At 75.6% G+C, this 26,209-nt stretch carries 22 protein-coding genes and 1 pseudogene; 4 read left to right on the top strand and 19 right to left on the bottom strand.

The window, feature by feature from the left end; all coding sequences use genetic code 11:
- Positions 1-20: 20 nt before the first annotated feature.
- From AFB00_RS00180 to AFB00_RS00115, 14 genes are all read right to left on the bottom strand, one after another.
- Positions 21-992: a glycine betaine ABC transporter substrate-binding protein gene (locus AFB00_RS00180; RefSeq protein WP_068795518.1), complete on the bottom strand. Its 972-nt coding sequence runs from the start codon at positions 990-992 to the stop codon at positions 21-23.
- 52 nt (positions 993-1,044) lie between these two features.
- On the bottom strand, positions 1,045-1,851 hold the full coding sequence (locus AFB00_RS00175) for an ABC transporter permease (RefSeq protein WP_068795517.1): 807 nt from the start codon (positions 1,849-1,851) through the stop codon (positions 1,045-1,047).
- Complete coding sequence (locus AFB00_RS00170; RefSeq protein WP_442965836.1) at positions 1,848-2,921, bottom strand: ABC transporter ATP-binding protein; 1,074 nt, start codon at positions 2,919-2,921, stop codon at positions 1,848-1,850. Before AFB00_RS00170 ends, AFB00_RS00175 begins: the two co-directional genes overlap by 4 nt.
- Positions 2,914-3,525 (bottom strand): ABC transporter permease, encoded by a 612-nt coding sequence (locus AFB00_RS00165; RefSeq protein ID WP_231974136.1) that lies wholly within the window; start codon positions 3,523-3,525, stop codon positions 2,914-2,916. The genes AFB00_RS00170 and AFB00_RS00165 overlap by 8 nt, the downstream gene beginning before the upstream one ends.
- A 483-nt stretch (positions 3,526-4,008) precedes the next feature.
- Positions 4,009-5,628 (bottom strand): alpha/beta fold hydrolase, encoded by a 1,620-nt coding sequence (locus AFB00_RS00160; protein ID WP_197519703.1) that lies wholly within the window; start codon positions 5,626-5,628, stop codon positions 4,009-4,011.
- Between the two features lie 90 nt (positions 5,629-5,718).
- Positions 5,719-6,471, bottom strand: a complete 753-nt coding sequence (locus AFB00_RS00155) for a 3-hydroxybutyrate dehydrogenase (protein ID WP_068795514.1) — start codon at positions 6,469-6,471, stop codon at positions 5,719-5,721.
- 61 nt (positions 6,472-6,532) lie between these two features.
- Entirely contained in the window at positions 6,533-7,255 is a 723-nt protein-coding gene (locus AFB00_RS00150; RefSeq protein WP_083275141.1) for a hypothetical protein, read from the bottom strand.
- 1 nt (position 7,256) lies between these two features.
- Complete coding sequence (locus AFB00_RS00145) at positions 7,257-7,808, bottom strand: DUF6286 domain-containing protein (protein ID WP_068795513.1); 552 nt, start codon at positions 7,806-7,808, stop codon at positions 7,257-7,259.
- A gap of 36 nt (positions 7,809-7,844) precedes the next feature.
- On the bottom strand, positions 7,845-8,219 hold the full coding sequence (locus AFB00_RS00140) for a hypothetical protein (protein WP_068795512.1): 375 nt from the start codon (positions 8,217-8,219) through the stop codon (positions 7,845-7,847).
- Positions 8,216-8,395, bottom strand: a complete 180-nt coding sequence (locus AFB00_RS00135) for a hypothetical protein (RefSeq protein WP_068795511.1) — start codon at positions 8,393-8,395, stop codon at positions 8,216-8,218. The genes AFB00_RS00140 and AFB00_RS00135 overlap by 4 nt, the downstream gene beginning before the upstream one ends.
- 18 nt (positions 8,396-8,413) lie before the next feature.
- Positions 8,414-8,746, bottom strand: coding sequence for a hypothetical protein (locus tag AFB00_RS00130; protein WP_083275140.1), 333 nt, complete (start codon positions 8,744-8,746; stop codon positions 8,414-8,416).
- 20 nt (positions 8,747-8,766) lie between these two features.
- The gene (locus AFB00_RS00125) at positions 8,767-9,138 is read right to left on the bottom strand and encodes a hypothetical protein (RefSeq protein ID WP_231974135.1); all 372 of its coding nucleotides are present in this window, start codon (positions 9,136-9,138) and stop codon (positions 8,767-8,769) included.
- A 2-nt stretch (positions 9,139-9,140) separates the two neighbouring features.
- On the bottom strand, positions 9,141-9,626 hold the full coding sequence (locus tag AFB00_RS00120) for an Asp23/Gls24 family envelope stress response protein (RefSeq protein ID WP_068799847.1): 486 nt from the start codon (positions 9,624-9,626) through the stop codon (positions 9,141-9,143).
- A gap of 98 nt (positions 9,627-9,724) precedes the next feature.
- Positions 9,725-10,456, bottom strand: a complete 732-nt coding sequence (locus tag AFB00_RS00115; protein WP_231974134.1) for a dihydrofolate reductase family protein — start codon at positions 10,454-10,456, stop codon at positions 9,725-9,727.
- A gap of 146 nt (positions 10,457-10,602) precedes the next feature.
- Here AFB00_RS00115 and AFB00_RS00110 point away from each other — a divergent pair, with 146 nt between their 5' ends.
- From AFB00_RS00110 to AFB00_RS00095, 4 genes are read left to right on the top strand one after another with little or no spacing between them, the layout of a single operon-like run.
- On the top strand, positions 10,603-11,649 hold the full coding sequence (locus AFB00_RS00110; RefSeq protein WP_068799846.1) for a FecCD family ABC transporter permease: 1,047 nt from the start codon (positions 10,603-10,605) through the stop codon (positions 11,647-11,649).
- Positions 11,646-12,746 (top strand): FecCD family ABC transporter permease, encoded by a 1,101-nt coding sequence (locus AFB00_RS00105; protein WP_068795508.1) that lies wholly within the window; start codon positions 11,646-11,648, stop codon positions 12,744-12,746. The genes AFB00_RS00110 and AFB00_RS00105 overlap by 4 nt, the downstream gene beginning before the upstream one ends.
- On the top strand, positions 12,743-13,615 hold the full coding sequence (locus AFB00_RS00100) for an ABC transporter ATP-binding protein (RefSeq protein WP_068795507.1): 873 nt from the start codon (positions 12,743-12,745) through the stop codon (positions 13,613-13,615). Before AFB00_RS00105 ends, AFB00_RS00100 begins: the two co-directional genes overlap by 4 nt.
- A gap of 33 nt (positions 13,616-13,648) precedes the next feature.
- On the top strand, positions 13,649-14,869 hold the full coding sequence (locus AFB00_RS00095) for a trans-sulfuration enzyme family protein (protein WP_231974133.1): 1,221 nt from the start codon (positions 13,649-13,651) through the stop codon (positions 14,867-14,869).
- Here the strand turns inward: AFB00_RS00095 and recD are convergent.
- From recD to AFB00_RS31180, 5 genes and pseudogenes are all read right to left on the bottom strand, one after another.
- On the bottom strand, positions 14,836-16,914 hold the full coding sequence (gene recD / locus AFB00_RS00090) for an exodeoxyribonuclease V subunit alpha (protein WP_231974132.1): 2,079 nt from the start codon (positions 16,912-16,914) through the stop codon (positions 14,836-14,838). The two genes, AFB00_RS00095 and recD, sit on opposite strands and share 34 nt — an antisense overlap.
- Positions 16,911-20,402 (bottom strand): UvrD-helicase domain-containing protein, encoded by a 3,492-nt coding sequence (locus tag AFB00_RS00085; RefSeq protein ID WP_068799844.1) that lies wholly within the window; start codon positions 20,400-20,402, stop codon positions 16,911-16,913. The genes recD and AFB00_RS00085 overlap by 4 nt, the downstream gene beginning before the upstream one ends.
- A 5-nt stretch (positions 20,403-20,407) precedes the next feature.
- Positions 20,408-23,791, bottom strand: a complete 3,384-nt coding sequence (gene recC / locus AFB00_RS00080) for an exodeoxyribonuclease V subunit gamma (protein WP_068795505.1) — start codon at positions 23,789-23,791, stop codon at positions 20,408-20,410.
- Between the two features lie 47 nt (positions 23,792-23,838).
- Positions 23,839-25,254 (bottom strand): SDR family oxidoreductase, encoded by a 1,416-nt coding sequence (locus tag AFB00_RS00075; RefSeq protein ID WP_068795504.1) that lies wholly within the window; start codon positions 25,252-25,254, stop codon positions 23,839-23,841.
- Positions 25,255-25,277: 23 nt separating this feature from the next.
- Positions 25,278-26,175 (bottom strand): annotated as a pseudogene (locus tag AFB00_RS31180) (IS5 family transposase).
- Positions 26,176-26,209: the final 34 nt, after the last annotated feature.

Here is a 26,209-nt window from a genome sequence, read left to right as displayed (position 1 = left end):
GCGGTACGGCGGAGCCGGACTCAGCCGATGAAGCCCTTCTCGGTGAGCCAGTCCCGCGCGACCTGGCGGGAGTCCTGGCCCTCGGAGGAGACCTTGCCGTTGAGGCTCAGCATCGTCTCGTAGTCCAGGGCGGCCGCGATCGGCGCCATGACCTCGCGGATCGCCGGGTTCTGGTTGTAGGTGTCCTCGCGGACGATCGGCGCCGCGTTGTAGGTGACCTGGTAGCGCTTGTCGTCCTCGAGGACCTTCAGGCCGAGGCCCGGGATCCGGCCGTCGGTGGTGAAGACCAGGCCGAACGTGCAGTCGCCGTTGTTGGTGGCCTCGTAGATGACGCCGGTGGCGAGCACCTGCAGGCGGTCGCCGGAGACCTGGAAGTCGTAGGTCTGCTGCAGGCCGCGCAGGCCGTCGTCACGCGAGTTGTACTCGGTCTCGACGCACACGGAGCCCGGCTTGCCCGCCTTGATGTAGGCGGCCATGTCCGACACCGAGTTCAGGTTCTCCTGCCGCGCCTTCTCCCCGTTGACGGCGAACGCGTAGGTGTTGTTGAAGCTCGCCTTGTCCAGCCAGACGAGCTTGTTCTCCGCCAGGTCGCGCTCGGAGACGAGCCGGTAGAGCTCGTTGTCGTCCGGGACGCGCTCGGTCTCCTTGAAGAACGACGCCCACGCGGTACCGGTGTAGTCCCAGTAGGTGTTGATGTCGCCGGACAGCAGCGCCTGCCGGGCCACGTCGGTACCGCCGAGGTTGCACCGCGGGGTGACGTTGCCGCCGACCGACTCCAGCGCGGCGACGGTGATCTCGCAGAGCACGAGCTGCTCGTCGAAGTTCTTGCCGCCGACGATGTAGTCGACGCCCTCCAGGTTGCCGGCGTCGCCGAGCGAGCCGCCGGAGGCCGAGGGTCCTGCCGAGTCCAGACTGCCGCAGCCTGCGAGCGTCAGCGCGGTGACGGCGGCCAGCGCCGTCAGCGCGATGCGCCGGGATCGTCCGAGATTCACGTGTCCTCCAGGGAGTGCGGTACGGCGGGGTGTCGGGGGAGTGGCGGGCGGCTCAGCCGGAGTTGCGGCGCACCGCGTACTCGGCGAGGCCGGCCAGCCAGTCCACGATCAGTGCGAGGGCGGCGACGATCCCGGCGGCGACCAGCGTGCCGGTGGGGCGGCCCAGCTCGAGCATGCCCTTGATCGGCTCGCCCAGTCCGCCGGCGCCGATGAAGGTCGCCAGCGCGGCGGTGCCGACGTTCAGCACGAGCGCGACCCGGACCCCGGCCACCATGACCGGGGTGGCGAGCGGCAGCTCGACCCGCAGCAGCGTCTGCCGGGCGGACATGCCGATGCCGCGGGAGGCCTCGATCAGCGCCCGGTCCACCTGCTGCAGGCCGACGACGGTGTTGGTCAGCACGGGCAGCAACGCGGCCAGCGCGAGCGCGACGACCGCGGTCGGCAGCCCGAGCCCGAGCGGGGAGAACGCGAGCAGCACGATCACGCCGAACGCCGGAAGGGCCTGCATGAACCCGGCGAACGCGAGGATCGGGCGCTGGATGCGGCCCGCCGCCGGGCGGCTGATCGCGATCCCGGCCGGGATCGCGATCACGATGACGACCAGCGTCGACAGCCCGGTGAGCACCAGGTGCTCCCACAGCCGGGTCCCCAGCGCCTGCGGGTTGATCACCGACTGCTCGACCGCGTCGAGCCCCTGGCTCGCGGCGTAGCCGAACACCGCGACGAGACCGAGCACGGCGATCAGCGGGTTGGCGATGAGCGTCTTGTCGATCTTCGCGCGGGTCCGGCGCGGTGCCTCGGGCGTGTCGGTCGCGGTGGCTCCCGCGGACGCCGTGGACTTGGCGGCCGGGGCGCTCACGCCTGGCCCTTCGTCTTCAGGCCCTCGACGAGGTCCTTCCACCACAGCGCACCCTGCAGCCGGTGCTCGTCGTCGACCACGCCGACGAGCTCGGTCTGCGAGTCGAGCATGACGTCGACGGCGTCGTACACGGTCCCGGACTGCGGCACGGTGACGAGCTTCGGCAGCACCTCGGTGCCCGGCAGGTAGGCCCAGCGGGACGGCCTGCCCTCGGCGTCGGCCTCGTAGGTCGGCGACCCGTTGCGCTCGCCGGCACCGTCGAGGCCGACCGGGGCCAGCTCCAGGCGGGCCAGGTCGAGCAGCGACAGCCGCCGCACCGCGGCGCCGGACCCGACGAACTCGGCGACGAAGTCGTTCGCCGGGTGGGTCAGGATGGTGTCCGGCGTGTCGTACTGCTGCAGCGTCCCGCCCGGGCCGAAGACGGCGATCCGGTCGCCGAGCTTCACCGCCTCGGTCAGGTCGTGGGTGACGAAGCAGATGGTCTTGGCGATCTGGCGCTGCAGCTCGAGGAACTCGTCCTGGATGCGTTCGCGGGTGATCGGGTCGATGGCCCCGAACGGCTCGTCCATCAGCATCACCGACGGGTCGGCGGCCAGGCCGCGGGCGACGCCGACGCGCTGCTGCTGCCCGCCGGACAGCTGGCGCGGGTAGCGGTCGCGGTAGTCCTTCGGCTCCATGCCGACCAGGTGCAGCAGCTCGTCGACCCGGGCGGTGATCCGGTTCTTGTCCCAGCCGAGGATCTTCGGCACGACGGCGATGTTGTCGCCGATGGTGAAGTGGGGGAACAGGCCGACCTGCTGGATGACGTAGCCGATCCGGCGGCGCAGCTCGTCGGCGTTGACCGCGGTGACGTCCTCGCCGTCGAGCAGGATCCGCCCGGTGGTCGGCTCGATCAGCCGGTTCATCATCTTCAGCGTGGTCGTCTTGCCGCAGCCGGACGGCCCGATGAACATCGAGATGGTCCCCTCGGGGACCTGCAGGTTGAGTTCCTGCACGGCCGGCGCGGTGGCCTTCGGGTAGGTCTTGCTGATGCCTTCGAGGGCGATCATCGGCTTGCCGGAATCAGACACGGATCCCCCTCGGGGTGGTGAAGCGCTGGACGAGCCAGAACACGATCTCGTAGACGGCCGCCACGACGAGGCAGCCGAGCGTGGCCGCCAGAACCTGGTTGAACGAGTTGACCGAGCCCAGCCGCTGCAGGCCGAGCAGCAGCGAGGAGCCGAAGCCCGGTCCGTTGATGGCGCCCGCGACGACCGCGATCCCGATGATGATCAGGACGGCGACCCGGATGCCGGACAGGATGACCGGCCAGGCCAGCGGGAGCTGGATGGACACCATCCGGCGCACCGGCCCCATGCCCATGCCGCGCGCGGACTCCAGGACCGCGTCGTCGACCGAGGAGAGCCCGGCGACGACGTTGCGCAGGATCGGGTAGACGGCGTAGATGGTCAGGGCGGTCAGTGACGGCGTCGCCCCCAGCCCGAGCGCGGGCTGCAGCAGGCCGAACAGGGCCAGCGACGGCACGGTCAGCGCCGCGGAGCTCGCGATCAGCAGCCCCTCCCGGGACCCGATCCGGAGCGGCCGGCTCCAGGTCTCCGGGGTCAGCCGGTTGGTGTGCAGCACCGTGCCCGCGACGAGCGACACCACGGCCGCGATTCCGACGGCAAAGGCCACCAGCAGAAAGTGCTGCTGACCGTAGAACACCAACTGTTCCAGTTGTGAACCGACATAGGTGAAGAAATCCACCGTTCTCCTTCCGCCCGGTCCCGAAGCCTGCCGAGCGGCTGCGGCCGATCGGTCCCCCTGCATCGTCCACCCGGACGCTCGGTGATCGGTATCACCAGCGTTACACCGCGGGAACGCGATGGCCGCGTCCGACGGTTCGTCGCCGGTTGCCCAGGCGTGACCTGCGGTGACGCCGCCACCGGAGGCAGCCTAGCCCGAACGACTCCGGCGGGTAAGCCGATCGCGCGGTTCCGTGACGAACGGGTGACCGTTTCGAGAAACGTTCACCGAATGGATTGCCGCAGGTCGAAGGCGTGCGGACGGCGCGTGGGCGGCGTGCTCACGGAATGCCGCGGATGCTCAATTGTGACCTTCGGTGTCGGCTTCGTCGCATCCGTTGACCACCCGGGGTGCGCCGTCCGATGCACGGGGTTACGGCGGACAGACCACGGGTTCGGTGGGGGCCTGGCCGTCGACGAGGGCGCGGTCGACCACGGCGGCCACGCACGGCGTCCGCGGGTAGGCCCCGGTCCCGGAGCCCTGCCAGCGCACCAGCCTGCCGTTGCCGAGCTGCTCGGCCGTCCGCTCCGCGCCGCTGCGCGGCGCGCGGGGATCCTGGGCGGTACCGACGACGAGCACCGGCGGCAGCGTGTCGGAGCGCGGGCCGGGAGCCGGGGCCGCCCCGCCCGGCGGCCACGGCCCGCACGCGACCAGGTCCTGCGCCGCCGCGACCCCGAACAGCCCGAACCGCTCGGCCCACCGCCCGGCCAGGTCCGCGGCCTCGCCGGGGGTGATCCGGACCCGGCTGTCGTTGCACGCGGTGGCCAGGACGGCGTCGAACCCGGCCCGCGGCCCGGCCGCGGGCCCGCTGCCGGTGGACCGGAGCCGGGCCAGCCCGGAGCCGTCCCCGCCGGCCGCGCCGGCCAGTGCGGACTGCAGCTCCGGCCACCGCGACGGCTGCGACAGCGTGGTGCGGACCGCGCGTACCGCCGCGCCCGCGGTGACCGCGTCGCCGTCCCCGGCCGGGAGCGCGCTGCCCGCGAGCCGGTCGAGCAGGCCGCGCACGGTGGCCCGCGGATCCGGGCCGAGCGGGCAGCCCGGCCCGGCGGTGCAGGCCGTCGCGAAGGCGTCGAACGCCGCCTCGGCCGCCGCGGTGGCCGCCTCGGAGCGGGCGGGCTCGTCGAGCGTCGGGTCACCCGGCCCGTCGAGGACGACCCGGCCGACCGCGTCCGGGTTCCGGCCGGCCCAGCCGGCCACGGCGTCGGCGCCGTCCCCGACGCCGACCAGGTTGAGCCGGGCGAGACCGAGCGCGCTGCGCAGCGACTCCAGGTCCTCGGCCGAGCTGTCTGTCCGGTAGCTGGTGATCGTGCCGGACAGGAGCAGGTAGCAGTCCTGCACGATCGACCGGGAACGCTCCAGCAACGCGGTCATCGCGACCTCGTCGCGCTGGCCGGGACCGGCGTCCTGCAGGGTGGTCCGGGCGTCGATCGGGGCGCAGTCGAGCAGGTCGTCGCCGGAGCCCCGGCGGTCCATGCCGAGCACCTGGTAGCGGGCCAGCACCTCGCTCGGCAGCCGGGCCGCGAGCGCGGCCGCGGCGAGCGAGGACCCGTCGACCCCGGTGTCGCCCAGCACGACGAGCACCGGCAGGTCCTCCGCCGCCCCCGGGGCGGTCAGCCGGGTGAGTCCGAGCCGGGCCGGGCCGAGGTCCGGACGCCCGCGGTCCGCGGGGACGGTCAGCTGCCCGCACCCTGCGGCCAGCTCGCGGCCGTCCGGGAGCGGGGTACCGGCCTCGGCGAGACCGGCCCGGACCTCCGCGGTGCAGTCGACGAACTCCGGCCCGGAGCGCAGCGGCTCGGTCCCCGGCAGCCGGGCCGGGTCGGGCGGCGGCTCGGCCGCCACCGGGGGAGCGGCGGGCAGCAGTTCGCCGCGCACGGCGACCGGCGGGCGCTGGGATGGGCCCACCGCACAGCCGGCCAGCAGGGCGAGCGCGATCCCCAGGACGAGCGCGGTGGATCCGGTACGCCGGAGCCGGCTCGTGCGGGCGTGCCCCACCGGAGTCCCCCGTTCGTCGTCAGCCCGTCCCGGGCGGTACCCGGGCGACGCCCAGTCTGCCCGCAGCCGGGTGTGGCTCGGGTGAGCCGGCTACCGGGCGGTCCAGCCGCCGTCCTGGCTCAGCGACGACCCGGTGATCGACGCCGAGGCCGGGCCCCACAGCAGCGCGGCCAGCTCGGCGGTCTCGGCCGGCTCGATCAGCCGCTTCACCGCCACCGGGGTGAGCATGATCTTCTCCACGACCTCGTCGGCGGAGATGCCGTGGGTGCGCGCCTGGTCGGCGATCTGGGCCTCGACCAGCGGGGTACGGACGTAGGCCGGGTTGATGCAGTTGCTGGTCACCCCGTGCTCGGCGCCCTCCAGCGCGGTGACCTTGGACAGGCCCTCCAGCCCGTGCTTGGCGGAGACGTAGGCCGACTTGAACGGGGAGGCGCGCAGCCCGTGCGCGCTGGAGATGTTGATGACCCGGCCCCAGCCGCGCGCGTACATGTGCGGCAGCGAGCGGCGGATCAGCCGGAACGGCGACTCCAGCATCAGCCGCAGGATCGCCGAGAAGACGTCCGGGTCGAACTCCTCCAGCCGCGAGACGTGCTGGCGGCCGGCGTTGTTGACCAGGACGTCGACGTCGACCGGCAACCGCTCGACGGCATCCAGGTCGGACAGGTCGCAGGTGTGCGGGGTGACGAGATCGACCTCGGCGGCGAGCGCGGCGACCCGGTCCCCGTCCAGGTCGACCGCGTGCACCGTGGCGCCGTCGGCGGCCAGACGACGGGCCACGGCCATCCCGATCCCGCTGCCCGCCCCGGTGACCAGGGCGGTCCTGCCGCTCAGCACTCCGCTCATGGACCGACCGTACGGGGCCGCTCCCGTGGGCCCGGTGTGAAGCCCCTCACCGGGGCACGGGTCACGCGACCCGGGGGCCGGAGCGGTGGTCGGGGGAGTCCAGCTCGATCCGGACGGCGACCGGAAGGTCGGCCAGTTCGAGGGCGTCGCGGACCTGGGGCAGCACCTCGGCGTCGAGCCGGCGGCAGATCTCGGCCACCTCGGAGTGCGCGACGTCGGCGTCCACCCAGACCGAGGCCCGGACCGCGGGCCGGGCGGTGCTGCCGACCATCCGGGCCCGGGACCGGGTGACGCCCGGCAGGGCCGTGGCGCCGTCGGCGACCGCGTCCGCGGCGGCCGCGGAGCTGACCCGGATCTCGGTCTCGTCACCGGCGTCGAGCACGAGCTCGGGACGGGACTCCGGGCGCAGCGCGCGCACCGCCCAGAGCAGGCCGAGCACGACGAGCACCAGCCCGGCGACGATCGCGACCACCCTGGCCGGGGTCGGCACGGCGACCAGGAACTGCTCGATCAGCGGGTCGAGCACCGGGCGCAGCGCCCGGCCGGCCCCGAACAGCCCGGCCTGCAGCAGCAGGGCGAGCACCCCGGCCGCGGCCAGGACCAGGCCGAGCACGGTGAAGCCCCACCGGGCGCCGCCCGCGGAGCGGTAGCGCGCCCGGCGGGCGGCCCTGGCGGCGCGGCGCGGGTCACCCGGCGGGAGTGCCTGCCCGGCGCCCGCGGAGTCGCGGTCCGACGGCTGCGGTCCCCCGGTGGACGACGGTGCGGCGGTGGTCTCGGCGGACATGTCAGTGCACTCCCCTCGTGGTGTCCGGGCGGTCGGGGGCGGCCCGGACCGTCAGCCGCGGCCGGCGGGCCAGTGGCAACGCCTCCAGCACCGCGGTGGCCGCCGTGGTGGCCTCCTGCCGCAGCTCCGTGGGCTCGCCACGACCACCGGCCCGGACGACGACCGACCGCGCGGACGCGGTGACCGACGCGCTGGTGACCGGGTCGAGGTCCCGGACCCGGCTGCCGACGAGACGGGCCAGCACCCGGGGCGAGGTGGTGACGGTCAGCCCCGGGGACGGCGAGCGCAGCGCCACGTCGTGCCGCCGGGCGAGCAGCCCGATCAGCAGCAGCACCGCACCGGCGACGATCGCGGCGATCGCGATCCACTGCACCGGCTGTGCGGTCCACAGCGTGGTCCGGGCGGTCTCGCGCCAGTCCCGCCACGGGACGAGCAGACCGGCTCCCGGGCCGGGGGCGGCCCAGGCCGCCACGACCTCGACGACCACGAGCGCGCCGAGTGCCGCCACGGCCAGGCTGACCAGCGGGGCGAGGAGTCGGAGCAGGACACGCACGGTGTCCTCACCTGCCTTTCTGAGGGGCCGGGGCGCTCAGCGCACCCGGGCGGTCTCCGGCGCGGACGCGGTGTCGGACTGCAGGGCGCCGACGTCGACGGTGAACCGGTGCAGCCGGTGCCCGGTCATCCGGAGCAGGTCGGACGCGACGCGCTCGCGCAGGTCGGCGACGGCCGCCCGGACCGCGCCCGGGTAGACGAGCGTGAGCCGCAGCCGGACGTCGACCTGGTCCGACGAGCGCGCGGTCACCCGGGCGCTCGGGCCGGACTCGCCGACGTCGAGGCCGGCGAGCCTGCGGGTGCGGTGCCGGGTGGAGCGGGCGGTGTCGGCGGCGTGCTCGACGATCTTGCGGAGCACCGCGGGATCGACGTCGAGCCGGCCGCGTTCGCCCGGCTCGGCGAGCGGGGTCACCGGTCCCGGCCCCGGCCGAGCAGGCCGCTGAGGTCGAGGTCGCCGTCGAGGTAGCGGCCCGCGGCCAGGCCGATCACGCCGAGCACGAGCGCGATGACGAAGCCGAGGAAGTTGCCGGCGGCGCCGGCGACCCCGAGCAGGAGACCCGCGATGAGGCCGGTCTGGGTGGCGGTCATGGGATACCTCCGTGAGGGTCAGGACTGGGGGTCGCGGCCGGGCCGGTCGACCCGGGGATGCGTACGGCGGCGGACGGTGCGGATCATGGCGATCAGCACCCTGGTGGGCAGCGGAAGGTCCGGGACGATCTCGATCGGGCCGTCGAAGCGCCGGTCGGCCGGGTCCGGCTCGCGAGCGGTCCCGGCCGGGTCGTCGAGCGCTTCGCCGGCGGCAAGTGCCCGGTACCGCGCGAGCCCGGCCCGGAACTCCGCCGGGTCGCCGCCGCGGTCCGGGTGGTGGGTGCGGACGAAGGCCCGGTAGGCGGCGCGCTGCTCGGGCGTCAGACCGCCCCGGGCGTCCCGGCCGTCCATCCGAACCTCCGCCGCCCGGGTCACGCGCCGTCCCCCGCGATCTCCACGTCGGAGACCGTGACGTCGACCGGGACGCCGTCGACGAGCGGCGCCACACTACGGCGCAGTGCGGCGACGGTCGCCGGGATGGGCCGGTCCAGGGTCAGCACCACGGCGACCTCGACCGGCTCGCCGGGCCCGCCGACGTGCACCCCGACCAGACGGCGGCCGGGCAGCCAGGTGGCGACGGCGCCGAACAGGCCGCCGTCGAGCCGGGCGACCGACGGGTGTGCGGCGACGGTGTCGGCGACCAGTTCGGCCAGCGCGCCCGGCTCCGGCCCGCGGCCGGCCGCGGGGGCACCGGGCGAGCCGGTGACCACCGCGGCGGGCGAACGGGAGGAGGGGACGGACATCGTCACTCCACGACGCGCGGGGCCGGTGCGGGCGCCGGGGCCTCGGGGCGCTCGTCCTCCTCGGAGGCGAGGTGGATGTCGTTCACCGAGATGTTCACCTCGATGACCTCCAGCCCGGTCATCCGCTCCACGGCCCCGATGACGTTGCGCCGGACGGCCTTGGCCAGCTCGGCGATCGAGACGCCGTACTCCACGACGATGTCGAGGTCGACCGCGGCCTGCTTCTCGCCGACCTCGACCCTAACCCCGGCGACGTTGGACGCCCCGGTGGTGCCACCGCCGGGGATCCGCTCGCGCAGGGCGCCGAACGCGCGCGACGCGCCGGATCCCATCGAGAACACGCCCGCGACCTCGCGGGCGGCGATCCCGGCGATCTTCTGGACGACCGACGCGGCGATCGTCGTCTTGCCCTGGGTGCCGTCGGCGGCCGGGACCACGGGGGTCGCCGGGGTGGCCGCGGTGGTCTTCGCCGGGGTGCTGGACGTCATGACCTGCTCCTTTCGTGCGGTCCGGCGGATCGCGTCGGCGCCGCCGGACATTGCCGTCGCAGGTGTGATGCCCGGATCGGCGCATCCCTCACGACAGTTCACCCGTTCGGAGGGTGATCACCCCGGACATCGCCCCGGACGTAGTGCAGCAGCAGGGTGCCGTCGGGGGCGGCGTCGTGGCCCGCGAGCCGCATCCCGCGCGGTACCGCGGGGGCCACCGGCCCGGTCGCGATCCGCCCGGCCGGCCCGCCGACGAGCACCGGGACCAGGGTCAGGCGCAGCTCGTCCACCGCGTCGGCCGCGACGAGCGCACCGAGCAGGGTGGGCCCGCCCTCGCAGAGCACCGAGCGCAGCCCGCGCCGGCCCAGCTCGGCGAGCAGCGGGCCCGGCCGGAGGTCGGGCAGCACGACGACGTCGGCCCCGGCGGCGGCCAGCGCGGCCCGCCGGGCGGCGGGGGCACCGCCGGTGGTGAGCACGATCGGCGGGGTGATCGTGTCGGTGAGCAGGGCCGCGTCCGGGGCGAGATCGGCCGACCCGGTGACGACGACGACCGGCGGCGGCTCCCCGGGCGTCGGGTCGTCGGTCGTCGGGCGGCGCCGGCGGACGCCCCGGTAGTCCTCGTCGCGCACCGTCCCGGCACCGACGAGGACGGCGTCCGCGCTCCGGCGCAGCGACCGGAACAGCATCCGGTCCGCGGGCGTGCTCAGTCCCTGCGAGCCCCGCCCGCCCGCGGTGCCCGCGCCGTCGAGGGAGGAGACCATGATCGCGGTCACCCGCGGCCGGGCCGGCGGGTGCGGCGCGGCCGGGGGGAGCGGCTGTCGGGTCGGCACCGCGGTGAGGATGCCCGGCGTGACGCGGACGTGACCCAGTGGGTGTTCAGTCGTAGGGCAGCCTCACTTATGGTGAGCGGAGCCGCACCGGACGGGTGGGGCCGGTGTGACGTCTCGTGCAGGAGGACGGCAATCAGGTGAACGCGATCCGCGTCCGGCCCCGGGACACCGCGGCCCCGGCACCGCCGAAGCGCTCACTGCGCCGGCGCCGCCTGATCGGTCTCGCCGCACTCGGTGCGGCCCTGCTGGTCGCGCTGCTGGGGAGCATCGCCATCGGGACGAAGGTCATCCCGCCGGGCGAGGTGTTCTCCGCCCTGTTCGCCCCGACGGGCACCGAGAACGACCTGGTCATCCGCTCGCTGCGGATCCCGCGGACGCTGCTCGGCGTGCTGGTGGGCATCGCGCTCGGCCTGGCCGGGGCACTGGCCCAGGGCTTCACCCGCAACCCGCTCGCCGATCCCGGGCTGCTCGGCATCAACGCCGGGGCCGCGTTCTTCGTCGTCTGCGGGATCTACCTGTTCGGGGTCACCAGCCTGTTCGGCTACGTGTGGTTCGCCTTCGCCGGTGCGCTCGTCGCGAGCGTCGCGGTGTTCGTGATCGGCACCCGGGCGACCGGCGGTGCCACCCCGGTCTCGCTCGCGCTGGCCGGTGCGGCGGTCAGCTTCCTGCTGCAGGCGCTCACGTCGTCGATCGTGCTGCTCGACGAGACCAGCCTCGACGCCTACCGGTTCTGGGTGGTCGGCTCGCTCGCCGGGCGGGACGCCGACGTGGCCGGCCAGGTGGTCTGGTTCATCGTGGTGGGGACCGTGCTGGCGCTGGCCAGCGCACCGGCGCTGAACGCGCTCTCGCTCGGCGACGACGTCGCCACCTCGCTGGGGCACTCGGTGCGCCGGACCCGGCTCGTCGGCGTCGTCGCGATCACCCTGCTCGCCGGCGCGGCCACCGCGGCCTGCGGGCCGATCACCTTCCTCGGGCTGATCGTGCCGCACGTGGTGCGCGCCTTCACCGGGCCCGACCACCGGTGGCTGCTGCCCGCGTCCGGGCTGGCGGGAGCGGTGCTGTTGCTGGTCGCCGACGTCGTGGGGCGGGTCGTGGTCCGCCCCGGGGAGCTGCAGGTGGGCATCGTGGTCGCGCTGATCGGCGGGCCGTTCTTCATCGCGCTGGTCCGGCGCAAGAAGCTGGGGGCGGTGTGAGCGCCCCGGCGCCGGAGCGCAGCCCCGAGGTCGTGCCGGTCGCCGGCCGGCGACCGCTGCGGGTGGGCCGCTTCTCCGGGGTGCTGCGCCCGCGGCCGCTGGTCGTGCTCGTCGTCACGGCCGCGGTGCTGCTGCTGGCGGCCGCGACCAACATGGGCCGCGGCGACTACCCGATCGCGATCACCGACGTGCTCGCCACCCTGTTCGGCGGCGGCGACGCCGGGCAGCAGCTGGTCGTGCTGGAGCTGCGCCTGCCCCGGACCCTGACCGGCGCGCTGGTCGGCGGGGCGCTCGCGGTGTCCGGGGCGATCCTGCAGTCGATCGCCCGCAACCCGCTGGCCAGCCCGGACATCATCGGGGTGCAGTGGGGCGCGGCCGCGTCGGCGGTGTTCGTGATCGTCCTCGGTGGTGGTGTCGCCGGCGTCGGCGGATGGTTCGCCTCGCTGGGCATCCCGCTGGCGGCGCTGATCGGCGGGCTGGCCAGCGCGACCGTGGTGTACGTGCTCGCCTGGCGCCGGGGGATCCAGGGCTACCGCCTGGTGCTGATCGGCATCGGGGTCCAGGCGGTGCTCGTCGCGGCCGTGCAGTGGCTGCTCACCGTGGCCCAGATCTACCAGGCCGCCCAGGCCCAGGTCTGGCTCAACGGCAGCCTCAACGCGCGCAGCTGGAACGAGGTCGTCCCGCTGTCGATCGCGATGGCGGTGCTCGTCCCGCTCGCGTTCGTGCTGGCCCACGTGCTCGGCGGGCTGCGCTTCGACGACGACACCGCGCGGGGGATCGGGATCCGGGTGAACGGGGCCCGGACCGGGCTGCTGTTCGTGTCGGTCGGGCTCGCGTCGGTGGCGACGGCCGCGGCCGGGCCGATCGCGTTCGTCGCGCTGGTCTGCCCGCAGATCGCGCGCCGGGTGTGCCGGGTCGGCAGCCCGCCGCTGGCGGTCTCCATGCTGCTCGGCGCGGCGCTCACCGTCGTCGCCGATCTCATCGCGCGCACCGCGCTCGGTGCCATCGAACTACCCGTCGGCATCGTCACCGCGGTGCTCGGCGCGCCCTACCTGTTGTTCCTGCTCGCCCGCGCCCGTCAGGAGGCCCGCGCATGACCGCGTATCTGGAGGACCGGACGACCACCGGCGGGAACCCGGTCGAGCCGGGTGTCGTCCGGCTCCGGGCCGAGCAGGTGACGCTCGGCTACGGCGACCGGACGATCGTCGAGAACCTCGACCTGGAGGTGCTGCCCGGCACGGTCACGACGGTGATCGGCCCGAACGGCTGCGGGAAGTCGACGGTGCTGCGCGCGCTGGCCCGGCTGCTCCCGGTCCGCGCCGGACAGGTCGTGCTGGACGGCCGGCGGATCGACCGGACGCCGACCAAGGAGGTCGCCAGGGTGCTCGGCGTGCTGCCGCAGTCCCCGCTGGCGCCGGAGGGACTGACGGTCGGCGATCTCGTCGCCCGCGGCAGGCACCCGCACCAGGCCTGGTACCGGCAGTGGTCCGGGGACGACGAGCGGGCCGTCGGCGAGGCCCTGAGCTGGACCGGACTGGCCGACATGGCCGACCGGCCGGTCGATGAGCTGTCCGGCGGCCAGCGCCAGCGGGCCTGGATCTCGATGGCGCTCGCCCAGGAGACCGACCTGCTGCTGCTCGACGAGCCGACGACCTTCCTGGACCTCGCCCACCAGGTCGACGTGCTGGAGCTGGTCCGCAGGCTGCAGTCCGAGGCCGGGCGCACCGTGGTGATGGTCCTGCACGACCTCAACCTCGCCGCCCGCTACGCCGACCGGCTGGTCGCGATGAAGGAGGGCCGGATCGTCGCCGTCGGCCCACCGGCCGAGGTGATCACCGAGGAGCTGCTGGCCGAGGTGTTCGGCCTGCGCGCCAGGGTCATCCCCGACCCGGTCACCGGCACCCCGCTCGTCGTGCCGGACGCCGGGCCGTCGCTGCGCGCACCGGAGGCGGTCACCTCGGCCTGACGCCGGGGCCGGTCGGCGGGGAGGATCGTCGCCGTGCCCGGATCCGACGACCACCCGCCCCATCTCGCCACGCGTGCCGTGCACGCGGGCACCGACGTCGACCCCGGTACCGGGGCGATCCGCCGCCCGATCGTCGCGGCGAACTCCTACGCGCTGCCCGAGGACCCGTCGGAGCTGGACTGGTCGGGTACGGCGACGCCGCTCTACACCCGCAACGGCGGGGCGAACCAGGCGTGGCTGGAGGAGAAGCTGGTCGCGCTGGAGGACCCGGCCGGCGCCGTCCCGGGTGGCTGCGCCGCGGTGGCGCTGGCGTCCGGGGTGGCCGCGCTGCACGCGGTGTTCTTCACCTTCCTGCGGACCGGGGACCACGTCGTCAGCTCGGACGTGACCTACGTGGCGACCCACCGGTTGCTCACCGAGCTGCTGCCCGAGCGCTCCGGGATCACCGCGACGCTGGTCGACTCCGGCGACCCGGAGGCGGTCCGGGCGGCGATCCGGCCGCGGACCCGGCTCGTGCACGTCGAGACCGCGGCCAACCCGACGACCCGGATCACCGACGTGGACGCCGTCGCCGCCGTCGGGCACGAGGCCGGGGCACTGTGCAGCGTGGACGCCACGTTCGCCACGCCGGTGCTGCAGCGTCCGCTGGAACGCGGCGCCGACCTCGTCGTGCACTCGCTGACCAAGTACGTCAACGGGCACGGGGACGCGATGGGCGGCGCCGTGCTGGGCCGGCCCGAGCTGATCGGGCGCATCCGCGCCGACGCGATGGTCGACGCCGGGGGAGTGATCAGCCCGTTCAACGCCTGGCTGATCGCCCGCGGCGCGGTGACCCTGCCCATGCGGATGCGGGCGCACTGCGCCAACGCGCTCGCCGTGGCCCGGTTCCTCGACGCCGACCCCCGGGTCGCCTACGTCGCGTACCCGGGCCTGGCGTCGCACCCGCAGCACGAACTCGCCGCGCGCACCCTGGACGACGGCTTCGGCGGGATGCTCGCCTTCGCCCTGGACGGTCCGCCGGAGCTGCAGAACCGGTTCGTCGCGGCGTTGCGGGTGATCACCTCCGCGGTGTCGCTCGGGCACGACGAGTCGCTGATCGTGCACGTCGGCGCCGGGGGAGCCGGACGGGCCGCGCACTTCCCGCCGGAGTTCCGCCGCTACGGCCACCTGCGGCTCTCGGTCGGCATCGAGGATCCGCGCGACCTGGTCGCGGACCTGGCTCAGGCGCTGGACGCGGTGGCGGGGCCGGCCTGAGCGGGCGCGGAGCCGAGCCGGTTGCGCAGCCCGCTCGCCCGGCCCGCCGGGCGGGCGATCGCGGCCCGGACCGCGGCCTCGGTCCCGATGATCCGCACGTTCTGCCGGGCCCTGGTCACCGCGGTGTAGAGCAGCTCGCGGGTCATCAGCGGTGACTCCGCGGGCGGCAGCACGACCGTGACCCGGTTGAACTGGCTGCCCTGGCTGCGGTGCACGGTCATCGCGTAGACGGTCGCCACCCCGCCGAGCCGGGCGGGCTCGAACTCGGCCGGCCGCCCGTCGGTGAGGAACACCGCGCGCCGCCCGGCCGCGGTACGGACGATGACGCCGGTGTCGCCGTTGAACAGGCCGAGGTCGTAGTCGTTCGCCGTGACCAGCAGCGGCCGCCCCGGGTACCAGGGGGCCTCGGCGTCGTAACCGGGGTGGGCGGCGGCGATCCACCGCTCGATCTCGGCCGTCCAGCGGGCCACGCCGTAGGGCCCGCGGCGGTGCCCGCACAGCACCCGGTGCTCGTCGAGCACCCGCAACGCCCGGTCGACCTCGCCGGCGTCGGCGGCTCCGACGAGGTCACCGGCCGACCGCACCACCTCCGACCGCAGCGTGTCGAGCGTGCCGGGGGCGACCAGTGCGGGATCGACGTCGGAGAAGGTCAGCTCGGCACCGGACCGGCGCAGCAGGGCGACCGCGGCGTCGCCGTCACCGGCCTGGACGGCGGCCGCGAACCCGGCGATCGCCCCGCCGAACCGCCAGTTGCGTTCCAGCCGCACCACCCCGCCGGAGACCGGGACCGGCTCGCCCGGCACACCCGCCCCCTCCGGGACCGGCTCCCCGCTGCCGGGCACCGGCCGGTCGGCCCGGAACGCACTGCAGCGCTCCAGCGCCGCCTGCAGCGCGGGTTCCGGGGCGGAACCGGCCGCGGCGAGGTCGCCCAGCACCGCTCCGGCCTCCACCGACGCGAGCTGCTCGGGGTCACCGACCAGCACCAGCCGGGCGTCCGGGCGCACGGCCTCCAGCAGCCGGGCCATCATCGTCAGCGACACCATGGAGGTCTCGTCGACCACCACCACGTCGTGCGGCAGCCGGTTCCCGCGGTGGTGGCGGAACCGGCCGGACACCCCGCGGGACCCGAGCAACCGGTGCAGGGTCGAGGCCGTGGTCCCGGCGACGGCGTCCCGGTCGGCGGGCGGGAGCACCGCGGTGGCCTCGGCGACCGACTGGGTCAGCCGCGCCGCCGCCTTGCCGGTCGGCGCGGCGAGCGCCACCCGCAGCGGTGGCCGCCCGGTGGCACCGGCGTGCAGGTCGTGCAGCACGGCGAGCAGCCGGGCGACCGTCGTCGTCTTCCCGGTGCCCGGGCCCCCGGCGATCACGGTGACCGGCCGCAGCGCGGCGACCGCCGCGGCGAGCCGCTGCCGTTCCGCCCCCGGCTGTCTCAGCAGCCGGTCGAGCGCCGCGCACAACCGTTCCGGGACGACGTCGCGCACCGGCCCGGAGCGCGCCACGAACTCCCGGCGGACCAGCTCCTCCTCCTGCCAGTACCGCTCCAGGTAGAGCAGGTCACCGAGCAGCCGCAGCGGGCGGGCGTCCGGCGCCCCGTCGGCGACGGTCCCGTCCGGCGCTGTCGTGCCCGGCGCTGTCGTGCCGGACCCGGCGTCGCTGACCAGCGGGCTCGCCGCGAGCGCGGCCCGCCAGGCGACCGGATCGGGCCACGGCAGGCCGGAGACGTCGACGGCGACCTCGCCCTCACCCGCGGTGGTGGACGCGACGGTGCCGAGGTCGACGCAGACCGAGCCGTTGCGGATGGCCCGCACCGCGAGGGCCGCGGCGAGCACGACCTCCTCCGGCTCGGCCGCCCCGCCGGTCCCGGCCCCGCCGGACGGCGCGCCGCCGGTGGGGTCGCCGCGGCCGCCGAGCCGGGCGAGCCTGCGGGCGACGTGCAGGTCGCCGGGGGCGAGCACGTCGGCCTCGTTGAACGCGGCGAGCACGCCGGTCGCGGTGCGGGCGGCGCGCGGGCCGTACGGGTCCCGCTCGGTCACGGGCACGGTCACCGGGCACCTCCGTCGAGCAGGTCGGACAGGTCGGTGACGAGCGCGGCCGGCGGGCGCCAGGCGAACACGCCGCACGGGGCGGCCAGCTCGCCGGTGCCGGTGACCGGGGTGTCCGGCCCGCACATGCCGCGCAGGAACAGGTACCCGACCCCGCCGAGGTGCTCCGCCGGGTCGTAGCCGGGCAACCGCCAGCGCAGGTACCGGTGCAGGGCCACCGCGTAGAGCAAGGCCTGCAGCGGGTAGTGCGCGTCCATCATCGCCCCGGCCAGCCGGGGTGCGGTGTAGTGCGCCGCGGTGAGTGGTTCGCGCACCCCGGACGCCGACGCCGGCCCGAGCCAGTTCGTCTTGTAGTCCACGACGAGGTACCGCCCGCCCACGCGCAGCACCGAGTCGATGCTGCCGGTCAGGTACCCGCGCAGCGGCTGACCCGCGAGTTCGGGGCCGTCGAGCCGGTCGGCGTAGCCGTGCAGCGGGTCGCCGGGCCCGAGATGGTCCCGGACGGCGGCCGCGATCCCGGCCAGCGTGAGCCGGCCGGTCGGGGCGTCCCCGCCGCAGAGCGGCAGCTCGAAGTCCAGCTCGGAGAGCCGGTCGGTGGGGGCGATCCCGGCCAGCGGCCGCCCGTCGGCCAGCGGCCCGAGCGGCGTGCGCAGCACCGGGACCAGCGCGTCGGACAGCTGCACCGGATCGACGTCGGCGGGCTGGCGCCGCAGCTCCGCCGAGACGTGGGCGACGAGCTCGGCCCGCAGCGCGTCGTCGCCCCGGTCGGCGGCGGTGGTGTCGAGGTGTTCCAGGACGGCGTGCACCAGCGTGCCGAACCCGGCCCCCATCGGGAGGTCCGCCATCGGGGAGGCGACGTCGGCCGGCGCGGGCCCGGACACCGGCCCGGTGTCCTCCGGCGCGGCGACGCCCGGGCCCGCGGTGCCCGGTTCGTCGCGGACCCCCTCCTCCTCGGGCTCGCTGAGCACGCCGGGCACGACGGCCGGCTCGGCCGGCTCCTCGGCGGCCGCGCCCGGCGCCGGGTGGTGCGTGGCGTGCGCGGCCGCGGTGAGCGCGGTGTAGGAGGTGCGCCGCCACGCCGTGTCCAGCGTCCGGGAGAACTCCGCGGCGGCCAGCACGCCGGCCGGTGGCTGCGCGGGGCGTGGCACCGGATCGCGGTCGTGCAGGGTCTCCACGACGGCGGCACTGCCGTCGAAGCGTTCGCGCAGGTACTGCACCGCGTTCGCGTCCCCGGGGACGGCGGCGGACGCCTCCGGCCCGGTCCCGGGGCGGTGCCCGCCGAACAGCATCCGGTGCAGCGACGAGGACGCCGTCGTCGTGCCCGGCACCCACCAGGCGACGACCTGGCTGCAGGCCCGGGTGAGCGCGACGTAGAGCAGCCGCAGGTCCTCGCCGGCCTCCTCGGCCAGGTGCAGCCCGGTCCGGTGCGCGCGGTCCGGCCCGGACGGTCCGCCGACGTCGAGCAGGCGGCGCGGGCCGTCCGCCCCGGCCGGGGTGTCGTGGTAGAGCAGCGGATCGGGGGTGTCGTTCACCCAGCGGTCCCAGGCGAACGGCAGGTACACCACCGGGAACTCCAGGCCCTTCGACCGGTGCACGGTGACGATCTGGACGGCGTCCGCGTCGGACTCCAGCCGCCTGCTGCGCTCCGCAGCGGTGTCCCGGGCGGCGTCGCCGATCCGGTGGCGCAGCCACTCGGTCAGCGCGGTGGGGCCGAGATGGCGCTCCAGCGCCGCGGAGTGCAGCACCTGCCCGACGTGGCGCAGGTCGGTGAGATCGCGCTCGCCGTCCGGCCGGCCGAGCAGCCGCCGGGCCGGTGCGTAGCGGGCGAACACGGCCTCCTGCAGCGCCGCCACCCCGCGCTCGGCCAGGACCTGGTGCCAGGCCCGCAGGTCGGCGCCGAGCCGGTCGACCAGCCGGTCGGCGTCGGGGCCGCAGAGGTCGGCGACGGTGTGCCCGACGAACCGGGTCAGCGCCGCCGCCCGCAGCCGCATCGACCGCTGTGGCTGCTCCACCGCCTCCAGCAGGGTCAGCCATTCGGTGGCGACCGGGGTCGTGAAGACACTCGTGCTCCCGGTGAGCACGGCCGGGACGCCCGCCTCGGCGCAGGCGTCCCGCACCAGCAGCCCCTGCGCGTTGGTCCGCACGAGCACCGCGACCTGACCGGGGCGCAGCGGCACGCCGTCCCAGCTCGCCCCGCCACCCAGCAGCTCGGACAGGTCGACCGCGACGTCCCGGGCGACCACCCGGCGGGCCCCCGCCGCCCGGCCGAGCCGGCGCCCGGTCAGGTCCAGCCGGTCGCGGTCGACGGCGCGCAGCCGCAGCGGCGTGTCCCGTGGCGCGGTGAGCCGGCGGCCGTGGTGCGCCGCGTCGACCCGGTGCACCACGATGTCGTCGTCGCCGAGGGCCGCCTCACCGAACACCCGGTCCAGCGCGCCGAGCAGTGCGGCGTCGCTGCGCCGGTTGGTGTCCAGCGTGCGCCGCCGGCTCGCGGTGTCGGCGGCCTGCAGGTAGCTGTGCACGTCCGCCCCGCGGAACGCGTAGATCGCCTGCTTCGGGTCGCCGATCAGGACCAGCGTGGTCTCCGGGGCCCGGTGGAACGCCAGCGAGAGGATCTCCCACTGCGTCGGGTCGGTGTCCTGGAACTCGTCGACCAGCACCACCGAGAAGCGCGACCGCAGCCGGGCCCGGGCGGCCGGGCCGCGCTCGGGGTCGCGCAACGCCTGGGCGAGGCGGAACAGCATGTCGTCGTAGCTGTAGATCCGGGTGGCCCGCTTGCGGGCGTCGACCTCCGCGCGGACGGCGGCCGCGAAACCGTGCCGGGTGGCGGCGACGGAGCCGCCCTCGGCGTCGCGCGGCTCCAGCTCCGCCTGCGGGTCGGCGACCGCACGCCGGGCGAGCGCGAGCGCCTCGGTGCGGGTGAAGGCCGGTCGGCCGGCCCCCGTGCCCGAGTACTTGCGGACGTAGAAGTCGTCGACGACTTCGGTCACGACGTCGTCGACGTGCTCGACGAACTCGGCGTCCGGGTCGTTGTCCCCGGCGACTCCGAGCCCGGCGAGCATCTGCATGCAGAACTGGTGGGTCGTGGCGATGGTCGCCGCGTCGAACGACGCCGACGCCTCCGCGAGCCGGGCCCGGCGGACCTCGATCTCGGCGCGGTCGGCGTCGGCCAGGACGGCGACGACCGGGTCCACGGCGCGATCGGGCGGCTGCGCACCGGCGAGCACGGCGGCGAGTGCACGCTCGGTGCCCACCAGCCGCTCCCGGACCCGCTCGCGCAGCTCCTCGGTGGCGTCCCGGCCGAAGGTGACCAGCATCAGCCGGTCCAGCCCGGCGACGCCCTCGGCGACGTACCGGGTGGCGAGCGCGGCGATCGTGTACGTCTTGCCGGTACCGGCACTCGCCTCCAGCACCACGGTGCCCGAGGGCAGCGGCCCGTCCACAGCGAACGTCGGTGCGGACAGTACGGACGTGGCGGTCGCGGCGGTGCTCACCGTGCTCACGGTGCGTCCTGCCTCTCGTGGTCGAGCAGCGGGGCCCAGAGCCGGGCCGCGAGCTCCCCGAAACGGGTCGGCTCGGCGCCGGTACCGGGTTCGTCGCGGAGCAGCAGCGGCGCGCCCTCCCCGCGGACGTACACGTGCGCGGTGTCGGCGTGTTCGAACCGCGACCACTCCGAGTCGGCCGCGGCCAGCGCGTTCGCCGGGACGACGCCGCGGGCGCGGTTGCGGGCGTACACCGCGGCCGCGTCGGTCGGCAGCGGCAGTGGCTCGCGCAGGCCCGCGCGGCGCAGGGCGACGAGATCGGCGAGCACGGCACGGGCCCGGTCCGGCTCGACCGGGCCGAGGCAGGAGCGGGCGACGCCGCCGGTACCGCGGCCGATCGTCACCGCCGTCCAGGATCGGCCGGGGTGCGCGGCGGTCAGGGCGAGCAGCTGCACCCAGGCCCGCAGCCGGTGCTTCGCCTTGAGCCGGGAGTACTCGACCCGGACGACGGTGTCGCCATGCAGCCCCGGAACGGTGCCGGCGACCGCGACGCCGTCGAGCGGGGTCCCGGTCAGGGCCGCCACCAGGTCCTGCGATGCGGCCTCGCCGGTGCGGACCGTGCCGGCCAGCGCGACCAGCGGTTCCACCCGGCCCCCGACGTCGGTCAGCACCCGGCGGCCGATGCCGCCCGGCGGCAGGTCGCCGCGCAGCGTCTCGGCCCGCGCGACGGCCTGCGGCGGCGCACCGGCCAGCCGGTCGGTGAGCAGCCGGTCACCGATCCGCCAGGTCGCGAGCCCGTCGAGCTCCACCGGCAGCGCGTCGTCGGGTTCGGCGTTCTCGCCCGGCGGCAGTACCCGGACCCGCTGGCGCAGGAAGGCCCGCACCGGGTGCTCCACGAACCCGACGAGGTCGTCGAGCTCGACGACGTCCTCCTCGGCCGGTGCGGCCAGCGGGCCCGCGGGGAACAGCGGTACCGCGACCGGCGGGCCCGCGGCGGCCTCGGCGCCGCGCAGGGCGGCCCGGTCGAAGCTGAACGGCCCGGTCGCGAGCAGCGCGCCGCCGGTGAAGTTACGCCGGTCGTGCGGCTGCAGCGGGTGCCGGGCCCGCAACGCCACCGACGCCCGCCCGCCCCCCGGCGCCTGCACCAGCGCGTCCACGGCGTCGCACAGCTCGCCGATCGGCACGGCGGGCGGGCGGCGCGCGCCGGTCCGCTCGTCGGCCCCGGAGGAGACGACGACCAGGTGGTCGGCGGCCGACCCGATCGCGTCGAGCAGCAGCTGCCGGTCCTCGCCGCGCGGGTCGCGCTCGCCGACGACCGGGTCGCGGGCCAGCACGTCGTCACCGTCCGGGGCGCCGGCCCGGGGGAAGACCCCGTCGTCGCACCCCAGCAGGCAGACCACCCGGTGCGGCACGGCCCGCATCGGGACGAGGGTGGCGACGGTGAGGGTGCCGGTGCGGAAGTTCGCCCGGCTCGGCCGCCCGCGCAGGCGCTCGGCGAGCAGCCCGCGCACGTCCGGCAGGTCGAGCTCGACGGTCCCGGCCTGCGGCCCGGCCGTGTGCAGCACGTCGGCGAGCTCGGAGCGTGCCTGGGTGGTCTGCCAGGCCTCCGACGGCGTGGTGTCGGTCAGCGCGTGCAGCCCCTCGACGAGGGCCGCCACCCAGGCCGTGAGCGGTTGCGGCCCGTGCAGCGCGCCGAGCACGGTCCCCAGCCGGTCGACGATCTCGGCGAGCCGACCGACCAGGTCGACGTCGGAGGAGTCGACCTCGTCGAGCGGGAGCGCGGTGCCGAGCCAGGCCGGGGCACCGGGGGCCTCGGCCATCGCGACCCCGACGAGCAGCCGGTCCAGCCCGGCGCTCCAGGTGTTCTGGCCGATGCCGTCGAGCCGGTAGGGCGCCCGGTGCGCCGCGTCGAGGCCCCACCGGACCCCGGCCGCGGTGACCAGCTCGGTGAGGCGCTCCAGCGCGTCGTCGTCGAGCCGGAACCGGCGGCGGACCGGGCCCGTCGCGACGAGGTCGAGCACCTGGGACGCGGTCACCCGGGAGCCGGCCAGCTCCAGCAGCGTCGAGACCGTCCCCAGCAGCGGGTTCGCCTGGCGCAGCGCCCGGTCGGCCAGCCGGACCCGCAGCAGGTGCCCGGGGTGCAGCTCGGCCCGGGACGGCCCGGAACCGTCCGCCCCGTCGGTGCCGGCCTCCGGGGCGAGGCCGAAGGACGCGGTGATCAGCGGCGCGAACACCTCGATGTCCGGGCACAGCACCACGATGTCGCGGGGTTCGAGCGACCCGTCGGCGGCCAGCAGCCCGAGCAGCACCTCCCGCAGCACCTCGACCTGCCGGTCCGGGCCGTGGCAGGAGTGCAGCACGACGCTGCGGTCGCCCGGGTCGAGCAGCGGACGGTCCCCGGGGGCCGGCGGGGCGGCGTCGTCGCGCAGCGCGTCCTGCAGCAGCCGCAGGACCGTCGGCGCCCGGTCCGCCGCGGGCGCCGGGTGGTGGGTGTCCACGACCCGGGGCGCGCCCGGGTCGCCCGCCGCGGGCAACCGGAGCGTGAGCTCCCGCACGTCACGCCCGAGCGAGCGCAGCAGCGGGTTCCCCACCCGCCGGGCGCTGGTGTCGGCCGCCCGGGCCGGCGGGTGCTCCGGCCGGGCCGCCCGGACCGCACGCCACATCGCGGGGGAGGGGTGCGGCAGCCACAGGTGCACGTCCCGGTGCCCGGCCAGTGCGCCCAGCACCGTCAGGTGCTCCGCGGCCAGCCGGGTCGGGCCGAACAGCGACACCCGGTCCGGTACGCCCGGCCCCGGGGAGGCGCCGTCGCGCAGCGCGGCGACCGCGGTACCGAGCCGCTCGGCGGGGCCCGGCTCGCCCAGCACGCCGCGCAGCCGGCGCCACAGCTCGGGCTGCCAGGTGAGGTCGGCGGGCACCGCGTCGACGCCGGTGAGCCAGTCGTGCAGCAGCGCGGGGCGGTGCGTCGCGTAGAGCGAGAACAGCCCGGCCAGCGACCGGGCGAGCGCGTACCGCCGGCCGTGCCCGCCGCGGTCGAGGTGGGCGGCGAGACCGGTGAACCGGTCGTCGCCGGAGCGGACGGCGGAGTCGACGAGCTCCAGCAACGGCCAGACGGCCCGGCCGGGCGCCCACGGGTCGGTCTCCGCGTCCACCCCCGTGACGTGCGCGACGACCTCACCGAGCAGCTGGGCCGGTGGCGGGAACCGGATGTTCGCGCACACCCCGCCGGACCCGGTGTCGGCACCGAGCCGGTGGGCGAGCCGCTGGGCCAGCCACCGCTCCACCCCGCGCTCGGGCACCGCGACGACCTCGGCCGCGAACGGGTCGCCGGAGCCCTCGGCGAGCACACCGGCCAGCGCCTCGACGAGGGTGTCGGCACGCTCGGCCCGATGGAGTTCCAGCACGCCCCGCACGCTATCGGCGACCCCTGACGCTCAACGCAGCAGGAGCCTCACCAGGCGGACACCCGGTAGTTCTTCAGGAACACGCCGTGCAGGTCCTCGCCCGCCTCACCGGCGACGATCGGGTGGTAGACCCGGGCCGCGCCGTCGGCCAGGTCCAGCGGCGCGTGGAAGCCCTCCTCGGCGAGCCGCTGGCGCAGCGGGTGCGGCCGCTCGTCGGTGATCCAGCCGGTGTCCACCGAGGTCATGAGGATCCGGTCGGTCGTGAACATCTCCTCGGCACTGGTGCGGGTCAGCATGTTGAGCGCCGCCTTCGACATGTTCGTGTGGGGATGCCCCGGCCCCTTGTAGCCACGCCCGAACACCCCCTCCATCGCCGACACGTTGACGACGTAGCGGTTGCGGTGCGGGGACGCGGCCATCGCCGCCCGCAGCCGCGAGACCAGGACGAACGGCGCCGTCTGGTTGCACAGCTGCACCTCGAGCAGCTCCACGGGGTCGACGTGCTGGACCTGGTCCACCCAGCTGTTGACGGCGGCGGTGTCGGGCAGCAGCCCACCGGCGTCGACGGCGGTGCCGTCGGCGATCCGCTCCGGGGACGCCGAACGGGCGGTGGTGGCGAGCGCGGCGAGGTCCCGGCCGATCCCGGCCCCGGCGAGCAGCGGGGGATGCTCCCGGGCGGCGCTGGTGAACGAGACGATCTCGGGCAGGTCCCCGGCCGGCAGCGGCGCGGCCTCGGCCGCCTCGATGGCGGAGTAGGCGCCGGGGGAGCGGCGTACCGTCTGCGCCGCGTTGTTGACCAGGACGTCGAGCGGCCCGGCGGCGGCGACCTCGTCGGCCAGCGCGACGACCTGGGTCGGGTCCCGCAGGTCGACGCCGACCACCCGCAGCCGGTGCAGCCAGTCGGCGCTGTCGTCGAGCCCGGCGAAGCGGCGCGCCGCGTCCCGCGGGAACCGGGTGGTGATCGTCAGGTGCGCGCCGTCGCGGAGCAGGCGCAACGCGATGTACATGCCGATCTTGGCGCGGCCGCCGGTGAGCAGCGCCCGGCGCCCGGTGAGATCGGTGCGGGCCTCGCGGTAGGCGTGGTGCTCGGCGGCGCAGTCCGGGCAGAGCTGGTGGTAGAAGGCGTCGACGGTGGTGAAGCGGGTCTTGCAGGTGTAGCAGCCGCGGGCGCGGTGCAGGGTGCCCGCGGTCGCCCCGCGGGCGGTCGACACCAGGGGGATGCCGGCCGTCTCGTCGTCGGTCCGGCCGGTCGCCCCGGTCGCGGTCAGCGCGGTGACCGCCGCGTCGGCCGCCCGCTCGCCCTGGCGGCGTGCCGCGCGCCGGCGCAGCCGCACCGACTTCCAGATCCGGGCCGTGGCCCGGCGGACGACGACCGCGTCCGGGTGCTCGGGGTCGAGGTCGTCGACCTGGCCGAGGACCTTCAGTGCCGTTGCCAGGTCGCCCGGATCGATACCGCTGTTCACCCGGCCATCCTAGGAACCGCGTGCTAGGGCGTGTCTCCCAATGCGCGGAGCCAGGTGACGATCGCCTTCAGGACGGCGCCGCCGCGGAAGGTCAGGGCGAGCTTGTCGTAACGGGTGGCCAGCCCGCGCCACTGCTTGACGTGGCAGAACCCGCACTCGACGACGTTGCGGTTTCGGTAGTCGACCGGATCGAATGCGGGCGGTCGGCCACCGCGTGAGCCCCGTCGTTTGCGGTGTCCCTGCTGGTCAGAGGGCTCCGGAATGACAGCGATGATCCGGCGCTCGCGCAGGTGCCGGCGGATCGCGCGTGAGGAGTAGGCCTTGTCCGCGCGCACGCGTTCAGGCCGGGTCCGGGGTCGTCCCGGGCCCGGTCGGGCGATGCTCAGGCGCGCCATCAGGTGCGGAAACATTGGCGAGTCGCCGCCCTGGCCGGGGCCGAGGAGGACCACCAGCGGGCGGCCGTGCCCGTCAACGAGCTGGTGGATCTTCGTCGACAGCCCTCCGCGGGACCGTCCCAGCGCGTGATCTGCTGGTTCGGCGAGCAGATTCGTGTAGTTCGATCCGGCCCCCTGTGTCGCGCTTGAGGGTCGCGGCGTGCTGGTGGGCACGGATGATCGTGGAGTCCACGCTGACCGCCCACCCGAGCACCTCGGCGGCGTCGGCCTCGACCAGAAGAGCAGCCAGGATGTGGTCCCAGGTGCCGTCGCCGCTGTAGCGGCGGTGCCGCTTCCACAACGTCTGCCACGGCCCGAACTCGGCTGGGACGTCGCGCCAGGGAAGCCCGCACCGATACCGGTAGATGATCCCCTCGATCACCCGGCGGTCATCGCGGAACGGGCGCCCGCGACGACCCTCGGAGGAGGGCAACAGCGGCGCCAGACGGGCCCACTGGGCATCAGTCAGGACAGCGGTACGCGGCACCGATCAAGCATCGCGCACCCCGGTCCGCCTATTT

The sequence above is a fragment of the Pseudonocardia sp. HH130630-07 genome (genome assembly GCF_001698125.1).
In the GTDB taxonomy this organism is placed as follows: Bacteria; Actinomycetota; Actinomycetes; order Mycobacteriales; family Pseudonocardiaceae; genus Pseudonocardia.
The sequence above is the reverse complement of the archived record's forward strand: the minus strand, read 5'-3'. Positions and strand labels throughout refer to the sequence as shown.

Coding starts and splice junctions, on each gene's coding strand:
- AFB00_RS00155 (WP_068795514.1), bottom strand. CDS start 6,471: ATGAGCGGAGTGCTGAGCGGCAGGACCGCCCTGGTCACCGGGGCGGGC.
- AFB00_RS00150 (WP_083275141.1), bottom strand. CDS start 7,255: ATGTCCGCCGAGACCACCGCCGCACCGTCGTCCACCGGGGGACCGCAG.
- AFB00_RS00135 (WP_068795511.1), bottom strand. CDS start 8,395: ATGACCGCCACCCAGACCGGCCTCATCGCGGGTCTCCTGCTCGGGGTC.
- AFB00_RS00130 (WP_083275140.1), bottom strand. CDS start 8,746: ATGGACGGCCGGGACGCCCGGGGCGGTCTGACGCCCGAGCAGCGCGCC.
- AFB00_RS00125 (WP_231974135.1), bottom strand. CDS start 9,138: ATGTCCGTCCCCTCCTCCCGTTCGCCCGCCGCGGTGGTCACCGGCTCG.
- AFB00_RS00120 (WP_068799847.1), bottom strand. CDS start 9,626: ATGACGTCCAGCACCCCGGCGAAGACCACCGCGGCCACCCCGGCGACC.
- AFB00_RS00100 (WP_068795507.1), top strand. CDS start 12,743: ATGACCGCGTATCTGGAGGACCGGACGACCACCGGCGGGAACCCGGTC.